General features: G+C 55.4%; 20 protein-coding genes. All 20 read left to right on the top strand.

The genetic code is table 11. The features are described from left to right. Window positions 1-14: 14 nt before the first annotated feature. A complete protein-coding gene (locus tag G437_RS0108215; RefSeq protein ID WP_024332082.1) occupies window positions 15-314 on the top strand; it encodes a DUF2469 domain-containing protein in 300 nt (99 codons plus the stop codon). An 87-nt stretch (window positions 315-401) separates the two neighbouring features. Beyond that, complete coding sequence (locus G437_RS0108210) at window positions 402-746, top strand: YraN family protein (protein WP_024332081.1); 345 nt, start codon at window positions 402-404, stop codon at window positions 744-746. Next, entirely contained in the window at window positions 743-2269 is a 1527-nt protein-coding gene (locus tag G437_RS0108205; protein WP_024332080.1) for a YifB family Mg chelatase-like AAA ATPase, read from the top strand. The genes G437_RS0108210 and G437_RS0108205 overlap by 4 nt, the downstream gene beginning before the upstream one ends. Beyond that, complete coding sequence (gene dprA / locus G437_RS0108200; RefSeq protein ID WP_024332079.1) at window positions 2262-3374, top strand: DNA-processing protein DprA; 1113 nt, start codon at window positions 2262-2264, stop codon at window positions 3372-3374. Before G437_RS0108205 ends, dprA begins: the two co-directional genes overlap by 8 nt. Window positions 3375-3387: 13 nt before the next feature. Further along, the gene (locus G437_RS0108195; RefSeq protein WP_024332078.1) at window positions 3388-4290 is read left to right on the top strand and encodes a tyrosine recombinase XerC; all 903 of its coding nucleotides are present in this window, start codon (window positions 3388-3390) and stop codon (window positions 4288-4290) included. A gap of 87 nt (window positions 4291-4377) precedes the next feature. Further along, window positions 4378-4845: a M23 family metallopeptidase gene (locus G437_RS0108190; RefSeq protein WP_024332077.1), complete on the top strand. Its 468-nt coding sequence runs from the start codon at window positions 4378-4380 to the stop codon at window positions 4843-4845. A gap of 262 nt (window positions 4846-5107) precedes the next feature. Continuing rightward, a complete protein-coding gene (gene rpsB, locus G437_RS0108185; RefSeq protein WP_024332076.1) occupies window positions 5108-5980 on the top strand; it encodes a 30S ribosomal protein S2 in 873 nt (290 codons plus the stop codon). Between the two features lie 14 nt (window positions 5981-5994). Continuing rightward, window positions 5995-6837, top strand: a complete 843-nt coding sequence (tsf, locus tag G437_RS0108180) for a translation elongation factor Ts (RefSeq protein WP_024332075.1) — start codon at window positions 5995-5997, stop codon at window positions 6835-6837. A 71-nt stretch (window positions 6838-6908) separates the two neighbouring features. Next, entirely contained in the window at window positions 6909-7643 is a 735-nt protein-coding gene (pyrH, locus tag G437_RS0108175) for a UMP kinase (protein ID WP_024332074.1), read from the top strand. Beyond that, on the top strand, window positions 7640-8197 hold the full coding sequence (gene frr / locus G437_RS0108170; protein ID WP_024332073.1) for a ribosome recycling factor: 558 nt from the start codon (window positions 7640-7642) through the stop codon (window positions 8195-8197). The genes pyrH and frr overlap by 4 nt, the downstream gene beginning before the upstream one ends. Before the next feature lie 15 nt (window positions 8198-8212). After that, a complete protein-coding gene (locus tag G437_RS0108165) occupies window positions 8213-9085 on the top strand; it encodes a phosphatidate cytidylyltransferase (RefSeq protein WP_024332072.1) in 873 nt (290 codons plus the stop codon). 1 nt (window position 9086) lies between these two features. Further along, window positions 9087-10268, top strand: a complete 1182-nt coding sequence (rlmN, locus tag G437_RS0108160; RefSeq protein ID WP_024332071.1) for a dual-specificity RNA methyltransferase RlmN — start codon at window positions 9087-9089, stop codon at window positions 10266-10268. Then, window positions 10268-10819: a DivIVA domain-containing protein gene (locus tag G437_RS0108155; protein WP_024332070.1), complete on the top strand. Its 552-nt coding sequence runs from the start codon at window positions 10268-10270 to the stop codon at window positions 10817-10819. Before rlmN ends, G437_RS0108155 begins: the two co-directional genes overlap by 1 nt. Further along, window positions 10816-11985 carry a 1-deoxy-D-xylulose-5-phosphate reductoisomerase gene (gene dxr / locus G437_RS0108150; RefSeq protein ID WP_024332069.1) on the top strand — a complete coding sequence of 390 codons (1170 nt, stop codon included), beginning with the start codon at window positions 10816-10818 and terminating at the stop codon, window positions 11983-11985. The genes G437_RS0108155 and dxr overlap by 4 nt, the downstream gene beginning before the upstream one ends. Window position 11986: 1 nt before the next feature. Next, window positions 11987-13252: a M50 family metallopeptidase gene (locus tag G437_RS0108145; RefSeq protein WP_024332068.1), complete on the top strand. Its 1266-nt coding sequence runs from the start codon at window positions 11987-11989 to the stop codon at window positions 13250-13252. Window positions 13253-13333: 81 nt separating this feature from the next. Then, window positions 13334-14455, top strand: a complete 1122-nt coding sequence (gene ispG / locus G437_RS0108140; RefSeq protein ID WP_024332067.1) for a flavodoxin-dependent (E)-4-hydroxy-3-methylbut-2-enyl-diphosphate synthase — start codon at window positions 13334-13336, stop codon at window positions 14453-14455. 44 nt (window positions 14456-14499) lie between these two features. Next, complete coding sequence (locus tag G437_RS0108135; protein ID WP_024332066.1) at window positions 14500-16293, top strand: proline--tRNA ligase; 1794 nt, start codon at window positions 14500-14502, stop codon at window positions 16291-16293. Then, window positions 16293-16784, top strand: coding sequence for a peptide deformylase (def, locus tag G437_RS0108130; RefSeq protein ID WP_024332065.1), 492 nt, complete (start codon window positions 16293-16295; stop codon window positions 16782-16784). The genes G437_RS0108135 and def overlap by 1 nt, the downstream gene beginning before the upstream one ends. A gap of 138 nt (window positions 16785-16922) precedes the next feature. Continuing rightward, window positions 16923-17426, top strand: a complete 504-nt coding sequence (locus G437_RS0108125; RefSeq protein ID WP_024332064.1) for a DUF3145 domain-containing protein — start codon at window positions 16923-16925, stop codon at window positions 17424-17426. Beyond that, the gene (locus G437_RS0108120; RefSeq protein ID WP_024332063.1) at window positions 17427-17735 is read left to right on the top strand and encodes a hypothetical protein; all 309 of its coding nucleotides are present in this window, start codon (window positions 17427-17429) and stop codon (window positions 17733-17735) included. Window positions 17736-17772 lie beyond the last annotated feature (37 nt).

Raw genomic sequence — 17772 nt, 5'->3', positions numbered from 1 at the left:
GAAATAATTGCGCCGTGAGTGCTGAAGATCTGGAAAGCTACGAGAATAATTTAGAGCTGGACTTATTGCGCGAATACCGCGACGTAGTTGGATTGTTTTCGTACGTAGTCGAGACCGAGCGGCGCTTCTACCTAGCTAACGGGGTCGATGTGCAGGCTCGCACAGCTGGCGAGGACGTATTCTTTGAGCTGACTCTAACCGATGCGTGGGTGTGGGATATCTACCGCACGTCCAGATTCGTAAAGTCTGTTCGAGTTATCACCTACCGGGACGTCAATGTTGAAGAGCTGAACAAACCCGAGCTCGACCTGTAGTTATCCACAAAACGGTGGTTTGCCGTTGTCCACAGCTGTGTGCCTTACCGGGTGCATTCGATTTTCTTATGAGCAAGACTCAGCTTCATGAGCGATGCACTTGGAGCAGCAGGGGAAGCCCTAGCGTGCAAGGTTTTGTGCGATAAGGGCCTGCAAATACTCGAACGAAATTGGCGGGTCGGCCATCTGGAAGCCGATATTGTGGCCTTCGATCCCTCCTGCGGCGCTACTGTAATCTGCGAGGTAAAAACTCGCACCTCCCGCTACGGTGGGGCTCCGGTAGAAGCTGTCAACTGGCGGAAACTTTCAAACTTGCGCGCGCTAGCTGCCCATTGGGTGGCACTGCACGGGCCCACCTTGATGCGTATCGATGTGGTCGGTATCGACGGGGGTAGGCCACCTAGGGTCACCTACCTGAGGAACGTCAAATGACTAACTATGCGCACACGTTTTCAGTTGTGGTTTTGGGGGCAAAAGGTCACCTTGTTCGGGTCGAGGCGAAAAATTCGCAGTCGCTTCCAGGCTTTACAATTATCGGTTTGCCCGACTCGGCTTTAAGGGAGGCTTCCCATAGGGTTGGGGCAGCTATTTCAAGTGGGGCATTACCGTTTCCGGGTGGCCACTTGACTGTGAACTTAGCCCCAGCCTCGCTAAAGAAAACGGGTACAGCCTTCGACTTGGCAATAGCTGTGGCGGCCATTGCCACTGCCTCAGTGAAATGTCGTGAGGTGGCTCAGGAATACGTTTATTTGGGTGAATGCGGCCTAGACGGGATGATTCACCCGGTGCGCGGGATTTTGCCTGCTGTGATTGCAGCGGTAGAAGAAGGCAGAAATAAGGTGGTTGTCCCAATCCAAAATCTCGAAGAGGCCGAGCTTGTGCCCGGAGCGGCTCCCGTAGGTGTGCGTAATTTTGGTGACTTAGCAGAGCATTTGGGGCTAACTCCAAAACGCGAGGTGGAATATCCAGACCCCGAAAGGTATTTCCCCGACGCTACTAAAGCTGGTCCGGAGGCCGACCTGGCAGACGTCTACGGCCAATATCAAGGCAGAAAGGCCCTCGAAATAGCTGCTGCAGGAGGGCACAACCTCTTTCTGTTAGGCACTCCTGGGTCAGGGAAAACAATGCTCGCGCGTCGCCTCCCAACTATCATGGGGCCCTTGAGCGAGCGGGCTGCAATTGAAACCACTGCGATACATTCGGTAGCAGGGACTTTGGATCCTACGTCGGGCCTTATCGATACGCCGCCGTTTATAGCGCCACATCATAATGCCTCTATGGCAGCAATGATCGGCGGAGGCGCCGGCCTCGCCCGTCCGGGGGCAATCTCTTTAGCCCACAACGGAATATTGTTTCTCGATGAAGCCCCCGAATTCGCTCCCAAGGTGCTAGATGCCCTGCGCCAGCCGATCGAATCTGGCGCTCTCACAATTCACCGCTCTCAGGGAGCCGTAACTTTGCCAGCACGGTTCCAATTGGTTCTGGCGGCGAATCCTTGCCCGTGTGGATACGCTGGTCACACCTCTGGTACCTGTAAGTGCACGCCCTATCAGCGACGCCGCTATCTCACTCGACTATCTGGCCCTCTGCTCGACCGAATCGACATCCACGTGCAGATGGCCCCTCCGAAACCGGGCACGCTCAATGGGGCAGTTCCCGAATCGTCAGCCCAGGTGCGCCCTCGGGTAGTAAGGGCCCAACAGATCCAAATGGAACGTTCTCACCAGCTGAACGCCGCCCTATCTGGCAAGGTGTTGCGCTCTTTCATAGGTAAGAAAGACCTCGCGCGTTTAGACGGGTTAGTTGAAAAGGCCGTAATTACCATGCGGGGCAAAGATCGGATTATGCGCGTGGCCCGCACACTTGCGGACTTAGAGGAACGGCAAAGCGTAAGTAGTGACGACATAGCCCAAGCATTCGCTTTGCGCACTCACAGTGGAGGTCAGAATGGATGAGCGCGAAGCCCGTATGGGGTGGGCGATGGTAGCTGAGCCAGCAGACGCAATGGCTCATCTACTGACCGAAAAATTGGGAGTGATTGAGGCATGGGCTTGGCTCAAAACTGAATCGAGCGCCGTGCCGGTTACCGGTAGGGAAGGAAAAGAAATAGCGAGTCGGCTTCCCGCTTGGCGGGCTCGGCTAGCCAGCTGCAAAGTAGACGCCCTTCTGCCGAAGTGGCTACGAGCCGGGCATCGTTTCTTAATTCCCTCCGATCTGAACTGGCCCCTCGACACGGACTCTCTCGAGGCAGTGCCGTTTGGGCTGTGGTTTATAGGAAACGAAAAGGTGCTAGAAGCCCTACCCGGGTCTGTAGCGCTTGTCGGAGCTCGAGCAGCAACCCGCTACGGCGAACAAGTTGCAACCCAATTGGCATACGAACTCTCCCAAAAGGATGTGGTCACTATATCCGGGGGAGCCTATGGCATTGATGCCGCCGCACACCGGGGGGCGCTCGCGGGAGGGGGAAGCACCCTGTCAGTCCAGGCTGGCGGTTTAGACAGACTTTATCCCCAACTAAATGCACAAATGTTTTCCCAAATACAGCAGGAGGGGGGAATCCTTTCCCAGATTGGCCCCGGGGGGCGTCCTTCTAGGTGGAGATTCTTGGATAGAAATCGGCTAATTGCTTCTCTTAGCCCGCTTACTGTAGTTGTCGAGGCGGCCCATCGTTCAGGGGCATTGAACACAGCCAGGCATGCCCTGGAGCTAGGCCGCGAAATCGGGGCCGTACCGGGGCCCATAACATCCGAGATGTCCAAAGGCGCTAACAGGTTAATTTCCGAGGGCGCAAGTTGCATCACTGGGGCCGAAGATATTCTCCAAATATTAGGCCAGCTAGTCTCGCCTAGGCAGTGGGCCAGCCAACCCGGGCTACTCGACGATCTGGAGGAACGTGAATCACGAGTGCTAGATGCCTTTCCCAAGGTGGGAACAACCACTACCGAAAAACTAGTAGTTGTCGCTGCAATCGCTCCCGACCAGGTTCAAGCTGCGCTGGGAATCCTCGAGATGGCAGGGCGCATCACAAGAATTGGTGCTGCCTACAAGAGGGTGAAGTAGAATTGGATCTATTGTGGAGTCAAAAGAGGCATTAGCCAACTACAGCAAGTATTTGGCCTCGGCCAGATCGATGAGCCAAAACACCGTGCGGGCCTACAGCGGAGACGTACGCGAATACCTCGCGTTTAGCAGGATCGAAGAGGAACAAGTGCTAACCCCGGAGGTATTTACCCTTCGGCTTTTGCGTAGTTGGTTAGGAAACGAGGCTCGCAGGGGCGCAGCTAGATCCTCACTGGCCCGTAAAACCGCAGCACTGAGGTCCTTTTGTGGGTGGCTAAAAGCACGGGGGATATTACCGGATAATCCCGCAGCGCGCCTGCAATCTCCTCGCCCCGAAAAAACCCTGCCCGGGGTTTATTCCACCTGCCAAGCTGCCCGCTTTCTGCAACTAGCCAAGCAGAGCGCCACCTCCGCACCTGCCTTGCGCGATTGGGCAGCTGTCGAATTGCTCTACGCTACGGGAATCCGTGTCTCTGAACTAGTCGGCCTCGATCTGGGCGACGTTAACCGGGAAGAACTCTTAGTGACGGTGTTCGGCAAAGGCGCTAAAGAGCGAACTGTGCCGTTCGGGGTGCCCGCATTGCACGCCCTAGAAAAATACTTGACTCACTCTCGCCCGCTTCTGGCGCGCGGGTCCAGCACGCAGGCACTGCTAATTGCAAACCGGGGAGGGCGACTAACAGATAGAGCTGTTAGACGCGCGGTCACGCGCATTAGTGCGCTCGCGGGGCTTGAAGATATTGGCCCCCACGGGTTGCGACATTCTGCAGCTACGGCTCTTTTGGCAGGGGGTGCGGATCTGCGTTCGGTGCAAGAGCTGCTGGGGCATTCTTCCTTGCAGACCACTCAGCGCTATACCCATGTCGATGACGCGCGGTTGAAGGCGGCGTTCTTGCAGGCTCACCCGCGAGCCTAACTATCAACAATTTTCCCCCGTTTGACTGTCCACAGGCGTGTATTGGCGTTCTTTCTTTTGTACGCCGAAAGCCGTTTGGTTAGAGGTATGAAGAAGAAAATTTTGGTTTGTCTGTTCTTGGTGCTTTGCGCTGGTTTTTTGAACAATTTTGCCTCTGCCGCTCACCAGGTACGTTTCCGCTGGCCTTGCGGTTTCCGCGCTCGGGTGGTGGCTCGCTTCGATCCTCCGGCGAAAAAGTGGCTCGCGGGCCATCGCGGGGTGGACCTTGCGTGCGGAAGTACCATCGTGGCTCCGGCAGATGGCACGGTTTATTTCTCCGGAAAAGTTGCAGGCAAGCCGGTTATCTCAATAGCTCATGGCCCACATTTACGCACCACCTATGAGCCGGTCGTCTCAACGCTTCGAAAGGGCCAGCGAGTCAAGGCAGGTGAGGTTATCGGCAGCTTAAATGCAGGTCATCATGGTGCTCTCCATTGGGGAGCGCTAGTTGGAAAAGATGTCTACGTGAATCCGCTGCAATTCCTGGCCGGGCCCATCCGCCTAAAGCCGCTCTGACAATGTCTGTCGGTTAGCGCAGCCGGTGGTTTTGGAGGGCGAGATCACGGGGATTAGCTTGGAAGAAGGCATCGTCTTCGCTAAACTTTACTTAGCACCCACCATCGGCGGGTGACTTCGCGTGCGATTTTCGGCTTTTGTCGGATCGTTGGCAGCGGTCCCCAGTTGGGGGGTCAGCGGTCGTCGCACCAGGAACCGCTAGAAGCGAAACCGAATAAGGGCACAGGCCCTGCGCGCCACGGCGCGTCAGAGAGGAATCATCATGGCAGTAGTAACCATGAGTCAGCTGCTTGAAGCTGGCGTTCATTTCGGTCACCAGACTCGTCGCTGGAACCCGAAGATGAAGCCGTTCATTCTTACCGATCGCAACGGCATTTACATTGTTGACCTGCAGCAGACCCTGACCGGCATTGACGAGGCCTATGATTTCGTCAAGCAGACTGTGCTGCACAACGGTACTTTGTTGTTCGTTGGGACCAAGAAGCAGGCCCAGGAGGCAATTGCAGAGCAGGCTACTCGCGTAGGTATGCCGTATGTGAACCAGCGGTGGCTGGGCGGTATGCTCACCAACTTCTCCACCGTGAACAAGCGTTTGCAGCGTCTGAAGGAACTGGAACAGGTTGATTTCGACGACGTCGCGGGTTCCTCTTACACCAAGAAAGAACTGCTGATGATGCGTCGCGAGCGCGACAAGCTCGCCCGTACCCTCGGTGGTATTCGCGACATGGCCAAGGTGCCTTCCGCCGTGTGGATTGTCGATACCAAGAAGGAACATCTGGCGGTTGCTGAAGCCCGCAAGCTCAATATTCCGATCGTGGCAATTCTCGACACTAACTGCGATCCCGACGAGGTCGACTACCGTATTCCCGGTAACGACGATGCGATCCGCGCAGTCGAGCTGCTCACTCGGGTAATTGCAGATGCGGTTGCAGACGGGCTGCTGGCCCGGTCGAACTCTAAGTCTTCGAATCAGCAGAAGGAAGGCCAGCCGCTGGCTGACTGGGAGCGCGAGATTCTCGAGGGATCCGAGTCCAAGGAAGAAGCAAAGTCCGAAGAGGCTAAAGAGCAGGCTCCGGCCAAGGACCAGGATTCCAAGTCTGAGGCTCCGGCAGCAGAAGCTGCCTCCGCCGAGTAATTAGGGGAATGTAAATGGCAAAGAACTACACCACCGCAGATATCAAGTCTTTGCGCGAGGAAACTGGCGCTGGAATGCTCGACGTCAAGAAGGCTCTTGACGAAGCGAACGGCGATCACGACGAGGCACTGAAGATCATTCGTCTGAAGGGCCTGAAGTCTATTTCTAAGCGCGAGGATCGCAGTGCTTCTGCTGGCCTCGTGTTAACTCACATTGCTGATGTCGATGGGGGACAGGTTGGCATCATGGTCGAGGTCAACTCCGAGACTGATTTCGTTGCTAAGAACCAAAAGTTTATCGACTTCGCTAAAGAGGTTCTCGAGGCGGCGGTCGAATCGGGCGCTACTAACGCTCAGGAGCTCCTTGCTGCCAAGGCTGCCGAAGGTACTGTGAAGGACAAGGTTGACCAGATCGCAGCCGTTATTGGCGAAAAGATTGAGGTCTCTCGCATGGCGCGTGTCGAGGCCGAGCGCGTTACTTCCTACCTGCACTACTCGAACCCGGATTTGCCGCCGCAGGTTGGCGTTCTAGTCGGTACAGATGAGGCTGGCGAGAAGGTCGCTCACGACGTCGCTATGCATATCGCTGCTTACCAGCCCGACTACTTGTCCGAGGAAGATGTTCCGGCCGAGGATCTCGAGAAGGAACGTCAGACCCTTACTGAGCTCACCATCAACGAAGGTAAGCCCCAGAAGATTGTTCCGAAGATCGTTGAAGGCCGCATGAAGTCCTTCTACAAGGACCACTGCTTGCTTGACCAGGATTATGCTAAGGATCCTAAGCATACTGTGGGCCAGGTTGTGAAGAATGCCGGCGGGGAAGTGAAGTCTTTCGTCCGCTTCCACGTAGGCGCTTAACTCCAGCAAAGAGTGGCCCCGGGCGGTAAGCTCGGGGCCACCGGCATGTTTACAGCGAAGAGAGGCTAACTATGTCTGCAAATCAACCACGACGCGTCCTTTTGAAGCTATCCGGGGAGGTGTTCGGAGGAGGAGCGGTAGGCCTCGATGCTGCCGTTGTCTCGGGCGTTGCGAAGCAAATTGCGGAGGCCGTTCGTCAGGGCGTGCAGGTGGCGGTCGTTGTTGGCGGGGGCAACTTTTTCCGAGGGGCTCAGCTGGTAACTCAAGGTCTCGATCGGGCGCGTGCCGATTACATGGGTATGCTGGGTACGGTCATGAATGCTTTGGCGCTTCAAGATTTCCTTGAGCAGGCTGGAGTCACTTGTAGGGTTCAATCTGCTATTGCTATGACGCAGGTTGCTGAGCCCTATATCCCCTTGCGTGCGATAAGGCACATGGAAAAAGGCAGGGTAGTAGTGTTTGGCGCCGGAGCGGGCATGCCGTATTTTTCTACTGACACGGTTTCTGCTCAGCGGGCTCTAGAGACCCATTGCCAGGAATTACTTGTTGCTAAAAACGGGGTTGACGGCGTGTACACTGATGATCCTAAGGCCAATCCCGATGCAGTGCGCTATGACCGCGTTACCTATAGGGAGGCACTGGCAGAGGGGCTGCGCGTGGTAGATGCAACTGCTTTTGGGCTGTGTAGCGAGAACAGCCTAAACATGCGCGTTTTTGGGATGAACGGGCAAGGCAACGTTACCCGCGCGCTGTTAGGTGAGAAGATTGGAACGTTAGTCACTGCAGACGAAGGGACAGACAAGTGATTCAGGAAGTTTTGACAGACTGCGAGAACCGAATGAAGAAGGCTCTATCTTTCACCCGGGAGGAGTTTTCTAACATTCGCACGGGGCGTGCAAATACGTCAATGTTCGACTCAATTCAGGTTGATTACTACGGTGCCCCCACTCCGCTAATGCAGCTTGCCTCGTTCAATATTCCTGAAGCTCGGACGGTTATCGTCAATCCCTTTGACAAGGGAGCCATGGATTCGATTATCAAGGCGATCCGTGAGTCTGATTTAGGTGTAAATCCCACCGACGATGGCAAGATCATTCGCGTTACCTTGCCGGCTCTCACCGAAGAGCGCCGGAAGGAATACGTCAAGCTTGCAAAGACTAAAGCTGAAGAGGGACGCATTGCTGTTCGAGGCATCCGTCGCAAGGGCATGGATCAACTCGACGAGATTAAAAAAGACGGAGATGCCGGTGAAGACGAGGTCGAGCGCGCCCAGAAGGATCTGGAATCCCTTACAAAGACCTATGTAGAAAAGGTCGACAAGGTGATGGAAGCTAAAGAAGAAGAGCTTCTGACTATCTAAGTTAGGGCAGGGAAAGTGCGTCAAAGAGCAAGTAGGATCTTCCGGCCCAGGGCCACCAAGGAGAAGCCTAAGCCTGCTGGAAATGGCAAGGCGGGCAGAAATCTCCCGGCGGCAATTGGGGTAGGAGCTGGGCTCATTGGCGCACTTTTACTCTGCTTGTTGCATCCGCTGCCGCTAGCTGTACTGATTGTGGTAGCGGGGGCGCTGGGGCTGTACGAGCTGGCTGGAGCTTTCGCCAGAGCCAAAGCCGAGGTCATGCTGCCGCCTCTGTGGGTTGGTCTGGTAGGTATGGTGGTTTGTGCCTATTTCATCGGGCCCGAGGGGCTCATGGGGGCTTATTTTGCCACCTTGCTGGCCTTGGTAGTGTGGCGTTCGGTTGAATCGATCGACCAAAAAGCAATGCGCGATATCGTAGTATCCACTTTTGCTGCCACCTACGTGCCCTTCTTGGGGAGTTTCTTAGTGTTAATCGGTTCTTCTCCCAAGGGGACTGCGCCGGTCGCGTTGGCGGTATTGCTGCCCGTCTGTTCCGATACAGGTGGCTATGCCGCCGGGGTGAAGTGGGGAAATACCCCAATGGCGCCTAAGATCTCACCTAAGAAATCATGGGAGGGGTTTGCAGGTTCTGTTTCCGCCGCTTTAGTTGCGGGCACACTGGGTATGTATTTGCTGGGGGCAAACCCATTGTGGGGCATCTTACTTGGCATATGTGCGGCCATATTTGGTTCTCTAGGAGACCTTGGGGAATCCCTGCTAAAACGCGATTTGGGCCTAAAAGATATGGGCTGGCTGTTGCCAGGGCACGGTGGCGTCATGGATAGATTGGATTCGATTCTGCTGGTAACTCCTGTATGCTATTTGATCTTCCGAGTAGCGTTTGGGTGGTGACATGAATATTCAGGTAAGGCCTACGGATCAGGCTCCTGAGGGAGCTACCCACCCAGGGGCTAGACCAAAGCTTTCTTTTCAGGCTAAGAGGCGTGGCAAGGCTCCAACACATTTAGCTGACTTTGATCTTTCGGGTCGCAAGGCTGCTTTGAAGGAGGCAGGTTTGCCGGCCTTTCGTGCCGATCAACTTTCTAGGCACTTTTTCACCCACCTCAACGTTTCTCCCGAGCAGATGTCCGATTTGCCTGCAGGATCACGCGAGAAAATCTGCGGCCTACTGCTTCCCAAACTGACTGAGCAGAGCGCTGCGATTTCTGCCGATGACGGACGCACTGTAAAGCACTTGTGGCAGCTTTTTGATGGGGCCCAGGTGGAATCCGTCCTCATGCGCTACCCTTCTCGCACTACTCTATGTGTGTCTTCGCAGGCCGGTTGTGGCATGGCCTGTCCGTTCTGCGCCACAGGGCAGATGGGGCTTACCCGCAATCTCTCTACCGGCGAGATCATCGATCAGGTGCGTCGCGCTGCCCGCGCTGCCCGTGACGGGAAATTGGCGGGGGGGCCAACCCGCCTCACTAACGTCGTATTTATGGGCATGGGGGAGCCACTGGCCAATTACAAGACGGTAGTTGGGGCGCTACACAGGCTCATCGACCCAGCCCCGGAGGGATTTGGACTTTCTGCCCGAAATGTCACCGTCTCTACCGTCGGGTTAGTGCCAGCTATCAAGAAGCTTGCACAAGAAGGAATGCCGGTCACCTTAGCGGTATCCTTGCATGCGCCCGACGACAATCTGCGCGACGATTTGATACCGATCAATTCCCGGTGGAAGGTGGGGGAACTACTGGACGCTGCGTATTCCTACTTCCAAACCACCGGGCGCCGGGTATCCATTGAGTACGCTCTGATAAAAAATATGAATGACCATGCCTGGAGGGCGCAGCTGTTAGCCGACGAACTAAATGCGCGCGGCCGGGGATGGGCACACGTGAATCCGATACCTTTGAACCCCACTCCTGGCTCGATTTGGACTGCCTCTTCGAAGAAAGACCAACAGGTTTTTGTTGACACACTAAGACGCAATGGAGTGGCTACAACGATTCGCGATACTCGGGGATCGGATATAGATGGTGCTTGTGGCCAGTTAGCTACTGCAGTTCAGAAGAAGATGAAGGAGCGCTAATGAGCGAGGTCTTTCCAAAAGCGCGATGGCCGAAGAAGGGCTATACACAGAGCGAGGTTGACGGCTTTTTTCAGAGAGCTCGGGCTGCCTACGAGGGCGGTATGCCTGCGGAGCAGTTTAGTTCGCCAGAGGTGCGGGCTGTGCGTTTTTCCGTTGTCCGTGGCGGCTATGCTACCGAAGTCGTGGATGGGGCACTAGATCGGCTGGAAGCGGCTTTTGTGAAGCGGGATCGCGCCGACCACGTGGCGGTAAACGGTCAGCAAGCCTGGCTAGATCGGGTGGCATCGAGGGCCACTACTCTTTACCCAAGGCTTCTGCGCCCGGCAGGTGAACGCTTTGCCCACCCCAAGTCAGGCAAGGGATACGACAGTAGACAAGTCGATCAGTTCTTAGACCGAATTGCTTCCTTCTTTGACGATGGCGAGGTACTTACCGCCGATCAGATTAGGGGCGTCACCTTTAAGGACGCGCGCGGACCTAAAGCCTACGACGAGGGCGTAGTCGACGCGTATCTAAACCGTGCTATCGAGATTTTGCTGTCGGTAGAATGAAACAGGTAGCGATTTTAGGATCAACTGGATCCATCGGAACACAGGCACTCGAGGTAATTCGTTCCCATCCCGGTGAATACCAGGTGGTAGCTCTTGCCTGCGGTGGCTCGCACACTGGCTTGTTGCGGGAACAGGTAGCGGAGTTTTCTCCTCAGCTAGTGGCAGTGGCCGATCGACGGGCTGAAAAAGACCTGGCCGAGGTTGCTAACGTGGCTTTCGGCCCTGAGGCTGTAGTAGAAGCCGCTAAGTCTGTGCCACAGGGAACCGTACTTAACGGAATCAATGGGGCGGTAGGTCTTTCAGCCACGCTCGCGGCTCTCAAAAGCGGAGCCACTCTGGCACTTGCCAACAAGGAATCGTTGGTTGTGGGAGGCGCCCTGGTGCGCCAGGCGATGGTACGACCCGGTCAGATTGTGCCAGTCGATTCCGAGCACAGCGCGATTGCGCAATCCCTTCTGGCAGGACTCCACCACAGAGGGCTGACGAGTGTCAATTTGGACGGCGCATCTGAAGTAGATGAGCTGGTCCTAACTGCCTCTGGGGGGCCTTTCAGAGGACGCAGCCGTGCCGAGCTGGAAAACGTTACCGTCGAGGAAGCATTGCACCATCCCACTTGGTCCATGGGGCCAGTAGTCACGGTAAACTCTTCAACGCTAGTGAACAAGGCCCTGGAACTTATTGAGGCACATCTCCTTTTCGACATCCCGCCCGAGGACATAATCCCAGTGGTACATCCGCAGTCAATCGTGCACTCGATGGTTACTTTCAAGGACGGGGCAACAGTTTTGCAAGCGTCGCCGCCCTCGATGAAGATTCCGATCGCCCTCGGACTGTCATGGCCAAGGCGGCTGCCAGCCGTGGCGCCGTCTCTCTCCTGGAGTGAGGCTAGTGCCTGGACCTTCGAGCCGGTCGACCTGGATACCTTCCCAGCGATCGACATTGCGCGCGCTGCCGTGGCAGCGTCGGCCGCCCATCCTGCCGTTTTCAATGCCGCGAACGAGGCTTTGGTCGACCTCTTCTTGAAAGAGAAGATCCCGTATTTGAGCATCGTGGATACCGTCGCCAAGGTAGTGGATGATTTTGCGGGTATGGACAACCCGGATCTAGGCTCTCTTCACCGGGCTGAAAAGTGGGCTAAATCGCGAGCTCTTTCTTTTTTGGACTGACATGGCTTTCTTTTTCGGTGTTCTGGTACTTGTGGTGGGCTTGGTAATTTCGGTAGCTCTACACGAGTGCGGACACATGATACCGGCCAAAAAGTTTGGTGCTGCCGTTCCGCAGTACATGGTGGGATTTGGTCCTACGCTGTGGTCTAAGAAGGTCGGCGGAACAGAGTACGGGCTGAAAGCTATTTTGCTCGGCGGGTATGTGCGCATCGGCGGCATGTTCCCGCCTGCAAAGCCAACCGAGATAGTGGGGACGTATTTAGGGCACTACCTCACGGCTCAGCAGTTTGAACGCCTGGATAGTGCCCGCCAAAACGACGTCCGTTTGTCGCTCGCCCACGAGGCTCGAATTGCTTCGAGCTTAGACATGCGTGGGCAAGGCCAACTCAAGCCATTTTGGCAGCTGAGCTGGGCTCAGCAGGTTCTGGTAATGTTCTCGGGGCCTGCCGTGAACCTTCTGTTGGCAATTGGGTGTGCCTTCGTTGCGCTGGGGGGCATAGGAATAAACGTCCCCCAAACTACTTTGGCGGCGGTAACCCATTCTGCTAGCCCACAAGCCCCCCGAGCTGCTTACCAGGCGGGCTTGCGCCCAGGCGATCGCATTGTTGCGGTAGGTGAGTCCAGGATCGACTCTTGGCCGATCCTGCAAAAACAGATTGAGGCTAATAGGGGACGTAGCGTTGATTTTTCCTATGTACGCGGTGGCCAGACGTGCCATGCTCTAGTCCAGATACCAGCGGATGGCCCAATAGGTATTACAGCCGCCGTTACCCGCGAACGCATGCCGTTTACCGGGGTGGTAAAGAATATTTTCAACCAGTTCACTGGCACTGTAGCGGTCATAGGCAAATTGCCGACACAGGTATTTGCGGTAGCAAAGTCTATTTTTACGGACACCCCGCGCGATAGGAACGGAATCGTTTCAGTGGTGGGAGTCGGACGGATCGCCGGGGATGTGGCTTCTTCTAACGGGCCGGTGCCAATTATAGACCGATTTGCTAGCCTAATTTCTCTGCTGGGCGGCCTAAATATGGCCTTGTTCGCATTCAATCTGATTCCACTGTTGCCGTTAGATGGCGGGCATATTGCGGGGGCTATTTTTGGAAAAGTCCGTTCTGCGATTGCTTCAGCTCGCGGCAAAAAAGATCCGGGTCCTGTCGATATCGCGCGGCTCATGCCCCTCACGTATGCAATATTCGGCCTCTTTTTGGTGATCACGGTAGTTCTCGTGGCAGCTGATATTGTGGCTCCAATACACTTATCGTGATATGGCTCGCCGCGAAGCCAGGCGACATTTTGTCCTCAGTTGGGCATACTTGTTTTTGTGAGTGAAGCTGTATCTTTAGGAATGCCAGAAGTCCGGAACGTATTTCCACGCAGGAAGACTCGCAAGGTTCGACTTGGAAACTTGTGGGTTGGCGGGGACGCTCCTGTCACGGTGCAATCTATGTGCACTACCAAGACGACAGACATTGGTGGAACTTTGCAGCAGATTGCCGCCCTCACGGCAGCCGGTTGCGACATCGTGCGTGTGGCTTGCCCGTCTGCCGACGACGCTGAGGCCCTTCCTATCATTGCAAAGAAGTCGAATATTCCGGTTATTGCCGATATCCACTTCCAGCCCCGGTACGTTTTTGCCGCAATCGAGGGCGGGTGCGCGGGGGTGCGCGTGAATCCGGGAAATATTCGCAAATTTGATGATCAGATCGCCGACATCGTGAAGGCTGCGAAGGATCATGGCACTTCTTTGCGCATAGGGGTAAATGCGGGCTCGCTGCACCCAAAGCTATACAAGAAGTATGGCGGGGCAACCCCTGAAGCCATGGTGGAATCTGCAGTATGGGAGGCTTCGCTTTTTGAGCAGTACGATTTCCACGATTTCGCCATCTCTGTGAAACATCATGACCCGGTGACTATGATAAAAACTTACGAGCTGCTCTCTTCTAAAGGGGATTGGCCGCTGCATCTTGGGGTTACTGAGGCTGGTCCTGCTCTGCAGGGGACAGTGAAGTCCGCTACGGCATTCGGTGCTCTGCTACGGCAGGGCATCGGCGATACGATTCGTGTCTCGCTCTCGGCTCCGCCGGTGGAAGAAGTGAAGGTGGGCATCGAGATCTTGCAGTCCTTGGGGCTGCGCGATCGTACCCTCGAAATTGTCTCCTGTCCATCATGCGGCCGGGCTCAGGTTGACGTTTACACCTTGGCTGACTCGGTTTCGGAAGGGTTGAAAGATCTTAAGGTGCCCTTGCGCGTGGCAGTAATGGGCTGTGTCGTAAATGGGCCAGGGGAGGCACGCGAAGCAGACCTGGGCGTTGCTTCCGGCAATCAAAAGGGCAAGATTTTCATCAAGGGCAAGGTAGTCGAGACTGTTCCCGAGTCCGAAATCGTACCCACCCTTATCAAGTACGCTAACAAGTTGGCCGAGGATATGCCCGAGTCTGAAGGTGAGGGGGTACAAGTCCTCGTCTAGGTCGGACTAGGTTAATCTCCGCCCCGTCTACTACAGTTGTAGGCGTGTTAGCTCAGATGTCATCGTACTTCGTACGAACTTTACGTGAAGATCCGGCCGATGCCGAGGTCGCGAGTCATAAGCTTTTGGTACGGGCAGGCTATATCCGCCGTGTGGCTCCTGGTATTTACACTTGGTTGCCCCTTGGCATTCGGGTGTTGCGCAAGCTCGAGAAAGTTGTTCGCGAGGAAATGGATCGCGCAGGCGCGCAAGAGGTACTATTTCCTGCCTTGCTCCCGAAGGAGCCTTACGAGGCGACGGGCAGGTGGGAGGAATACGGGCCCAATCTGTTCCGCTTGTCTGATCGTAAGGACGCCCAGATGTTGCTCGCGCCCACCCACGAGGAAATGTTCACGTTGCTAGTGAAGGATCTGTATTCCTCGTATAAGGATCTGCCAGCTATCTTGTACCAAATTCAAACCAAGTACAGGGATGAGGCTCGCCCTCGCGCTGGGCTTATTAGGGGCCGCGAGTTTGTGATGAAGGATGCCTATTCCTTCAATATTGACGACGACGGGTTGGATGATTCGTACGAGGTAATGCGCAAGGCCTACCAGCGCATTTTTGAGCGTCTAAACCTTCCCTACGTAATCTGCTCCGCCATGTCGGGGCCTATGGGTGGTTCTCGCAGTGAAGAATTTTTGTTCCCGTGTCAGATTGGCGAGGATACGTTTGTTCGTTCACAGGGCGGATTTGCAGCTAACGTGGAAGCTGTAACCACTCCGCGTCCGGATCCGGTTACCCAGGAGTTTAGCCCTGCTCACCTTGAAGAGACCCCGGATTGCGGCACTATTGCTGCGTTGGTCGATTTTTCTAACGAGCACTTGCCCCGGGCAGACCGGAAGTGGCAGGCCTCTGACACACTGAAGTCCGTGGCACTGACGGCGGTGCATCCAGACGGTGGTCGTGAAGTTTTTGTTATTGGCATTCCCGGCGACCGCGAAGTAGATCTGCGTCGCGTCGAGGCTGCGCTCTCGCCAGCCGAGATCGAATTCGCCACGGAAGCTGATCTAGCTGCCTTTGAAAATATTGTGCCCGGTTATATTGGTCCTTCGGTGTGCGGACCAAATGCCCCCAAGGATGCCGAGGGCAACTCTACCGGTCCCAAGTACTATTTGGATCCACACGTGGCGCAGGGGTCAGGCTGGATTACCGGCGGGAATCAGAAAGACCATCACTTTTACGATTTTGTTTACGGGCGCGATTTCGATGCCGATGGTTTCCTGGAGGCTTCTGAAGTTCGCGAGGGCGATCAAGCTCCCGACGGCTCGGGGCCTTTGGAACTCGCGCGTGGTATTGAAATTGGACATATTTTCCAGCTAGGCCGGAAGTATGCGAAGGCGTTGGATCTTACTGTTTTGGACCAGAATGGTAAGTCGCAAGTCGTGACTATGGGTTCCTACGGAATTGGGGTGTCGCGGGTGCTTGCTGCGATGGCCGAGATTGGCCACGACGAGGCCGGTCTTGTTTGGAATCCGGTTATTGCCCCGTTCGATGTTCACGTTTTGGCTACGGGCAGACATGCCGATGTTTTCGATGCTGCTGCCGAGGTTGCTAGGGGTTTGGAGAGCTGCGGGCTCGACGTAATTTACGATGATCGCAAGAAGGTCTCTGCAGGGGTGAAATTCAAGGATTCTGAGCTGCTCGGGATGCCGTTCTCGGTTGTTGTGGGGCGTGACTTCGAGAACGAAGGGGTAGTCGAATTGCGTAATCGTGCCACTGGCGAGCGCACGCGAGTGCCTTTCGATGGGGCAGTCGATAAGATCGCCTATACGATAGTTTCTGCAAAGGAGGACTAGTGGCATTACGCGATATTCGGATCGTCGGTGATCCTATTTTGCGCACAGAGTGTGAGCCAATCAAGGACATTGACGATTCAATCAAGGAACTTGTTGAAGACCTTTTAGAGACTGTAGACATGGATGGGCGAGCCGGTCTGGCAGCTAACCAGATCGGGGTTGGAGTTCGCGCATTCAGCTGGAATATTGATGGTGACATCGGTTACATACTGAACCCGAGGATTGTCGAACTTTCCCAAGATGAGTATCAAGATGGCGATGAGGGGTGTTTGTCGGTCCCAGGGCTCTGGTTCCCAACTGAGCGGGCTTGGTATGCCCGCGCGGAGGGGATCGACCTCGACGGCAAAAAGGTAGTTGTCGAGGGCGAAGAACTGATGGGGCGTTGTATACAACACGAGTGCGATCATCTTGATGGCCATCTTTACCTGGACAGGTTGTCGAAGAAGTATCGTCGCAAAGCCATGAGGGAATTGCGCGAACAAGGGTTGTAGCGAAAGTGCGGCGCGCCGGTGTGCGGCGCGCCAACTTGTGTTGGGTGCACTAGTGGTGTTGAATAGTGTTGCACACCGCCGACTGGGCCACGGTTGAGGTCGTAGGGGAAGACGTCCCTCAGCAATATGGAGGTCCAAATGACAGGAACGTTCTCGCGCGGTGTACTTTTCGTGCACTCAGCACCCCGTGCGCTGTGTCCTCACGTAGAGTGGATCGTTTCCGATATCTTGGGCTCCAAGGTGTCGATGGATTGGACGCCGCAACCGGCGCAAGAGGGGACATATCGCACCGAATTTAGTTGGGTGGGGAAGGCTGGTACTGGCGTTCAGCTCGCTTCTGCCCTGCGCGGGTGGGAGCACTTGCGTTACGAGGTCACGGAAGATGCTTCTGCGACAACAGACGGAGGACGCTGGTCTCACACGCCTTCGCTGGGAATCTTTCACGCTCAGACCGATGTGGCGGGAAACGTGGTGGTACCCGAGAACAGGATTAGGGCAGCGATTGAGCAATCTCAGGGCGACCCTGCGCTCTTGAGACAGCAGCTCTCTATTGCGCTGGGCGAGGCGTGGGACGAGGAACTCGAACCTTTCAGGTATGCCGGTTCGGGCGCCCCCGTGCGATGGCTTCATCAGGTGGGGTAAATGGCGTTAGACGAACAGGCTCTAGCTAAGTTGGCGGCGCTTCGCGACGAGGATTTTTCTTCCGAAAAGGAGCAGGGTAGGGAAGAACAGAATTCTACTGAAGAACTTGAAAGCCTAGTTTTTGAAGCCCTTAGTGCAGAAGTAGGTACTGTTTCAAAGCAAGATGTGCTTGCTGATATCAATTTGAGTGAGATACAGCGCTACGCGGTAGTGGCGAGAGTTGAAGGCGAAGGCTACCAAGCCAAAGACGGCGATGTAGACGCAGCTAAGACTGTGCGCGATTTGATAGAGGCTTTCTCGAAAGGCTGACCGATCCTTTCGGTCTCAAAATTGTTGCCGGGCCGTT

The sequence above is a fragment of the Winkia neuii subsp. neuii DSM 8576 genome, from assembly GCF_000420405.1.
GTDB lineage: Bacteria > Actinomycetota > Actinomycetes > Actinomycetales > Actinomycetaceae > Winkia > Winkia neuii.
Note: the sequence above shows the minus strand (reverse complement) of the source record. Positions and strands in the feature narration are given on the sequence as shown.

Excerpts from the sequence above, each read along its gene's own strand:
- G437_RS0108210 (WP_024332081.1), top strand. The coding sequence starts at position 402 with ATGAGCGATGCACTTGGAGCAGCAGGGGAAGCCCTAGCGTGCAAGGTT.
- G437_RS0108205 (WP_024332080.1), top strand. The coding sequence starts at position 743 with ATGACTAACTATGCGCACACGTTTTCAGTTGTGGTTTTGGGGGCAAAA.
- dprA (WP_024332079.1), top strand. The coding sequence starts at position 2,262 with ATGGATGAGCGCGAAGCCCGTATGGGGTGGGCGATGGTAGCTGAGCCA.
- G437_RS0108190 (WP_024332077.1), top strand. The coding sequence starts at position 4,378 with ATGAAGAAGAAAATTTTGGTTTGTCTGTTCTTGGTGCTTTGCGCTGGT.
- rpsB (WP_024332076.1), top strand. The coding sequence starts at position 5,108 with ATGGCAGTAGTAACCATGAGTCAGCTGCTTGAAGCTGGCGTTCATTTC.
- tsf (WP_024332075.1), top strand. The coding sequence starts at position 5,995 with ATGGCAAAGAACTACACCACCGCAGATATCAAGTCTTTGCGCGAGGAA.
- pyrH (WP_024332074.1), top strand. The coding sequence starts at position 6,909 with ATGTCTGCAAATCAACCACGACGCGTCCTTTTGAAGCTATCCGGGGAG.
- rlmN (WP_024332071.1), top strand. The coding sequence starts at position 9,087 with ATGAATATTCAGGTAAGGCCTACGGATCAGGCTCCTGAGGGAGCTACC.
- G437_RS0108155 (WP_024332070.1), top strand. The coding sequence starts at position 10,268 with ATGAGCGAGGTCTTTCCAAAAGCGCGATGGCCGAAGAAGGGCTATACA.
- dxr (WP_024332069.1), top strand. The coding sequence starts at position 10,816 with ATGAAACAGGTAGCGATTTTAGGATCAACTGGATCCATCGGAACACAG.
- G437_RS0108145 (WP_024332068.1), top strand. The coding sequence starts at position 11,987 with ATGGCTTTCTTTTTCGGTGTTCTGGTACTTGTGGTGGGCTTGGTAATT.
- ispG (WP_024332067.1), top strand. The coding sequence starts at position 13,334 with ATGCCAGAAGTCCGGAACGTATTTCCACGCAGGAAGACTCGCAAGGTT.
- G437_RS0108125 (WP_024332064.1), top strand. The coding sequence starts at position 16,923 with ATGACAGGAACGTTCTCGCGCGGTGTACTTTTCGTGCACTCAGCACCC.
- G437_RS0108120 (WP_024332063.1), top strand. The coding sequence starts at position 17,427 with ATGGCGTTAGACGAACAGGCTCTAGCTAAGTTGGCGGCGCTTCGCGAC.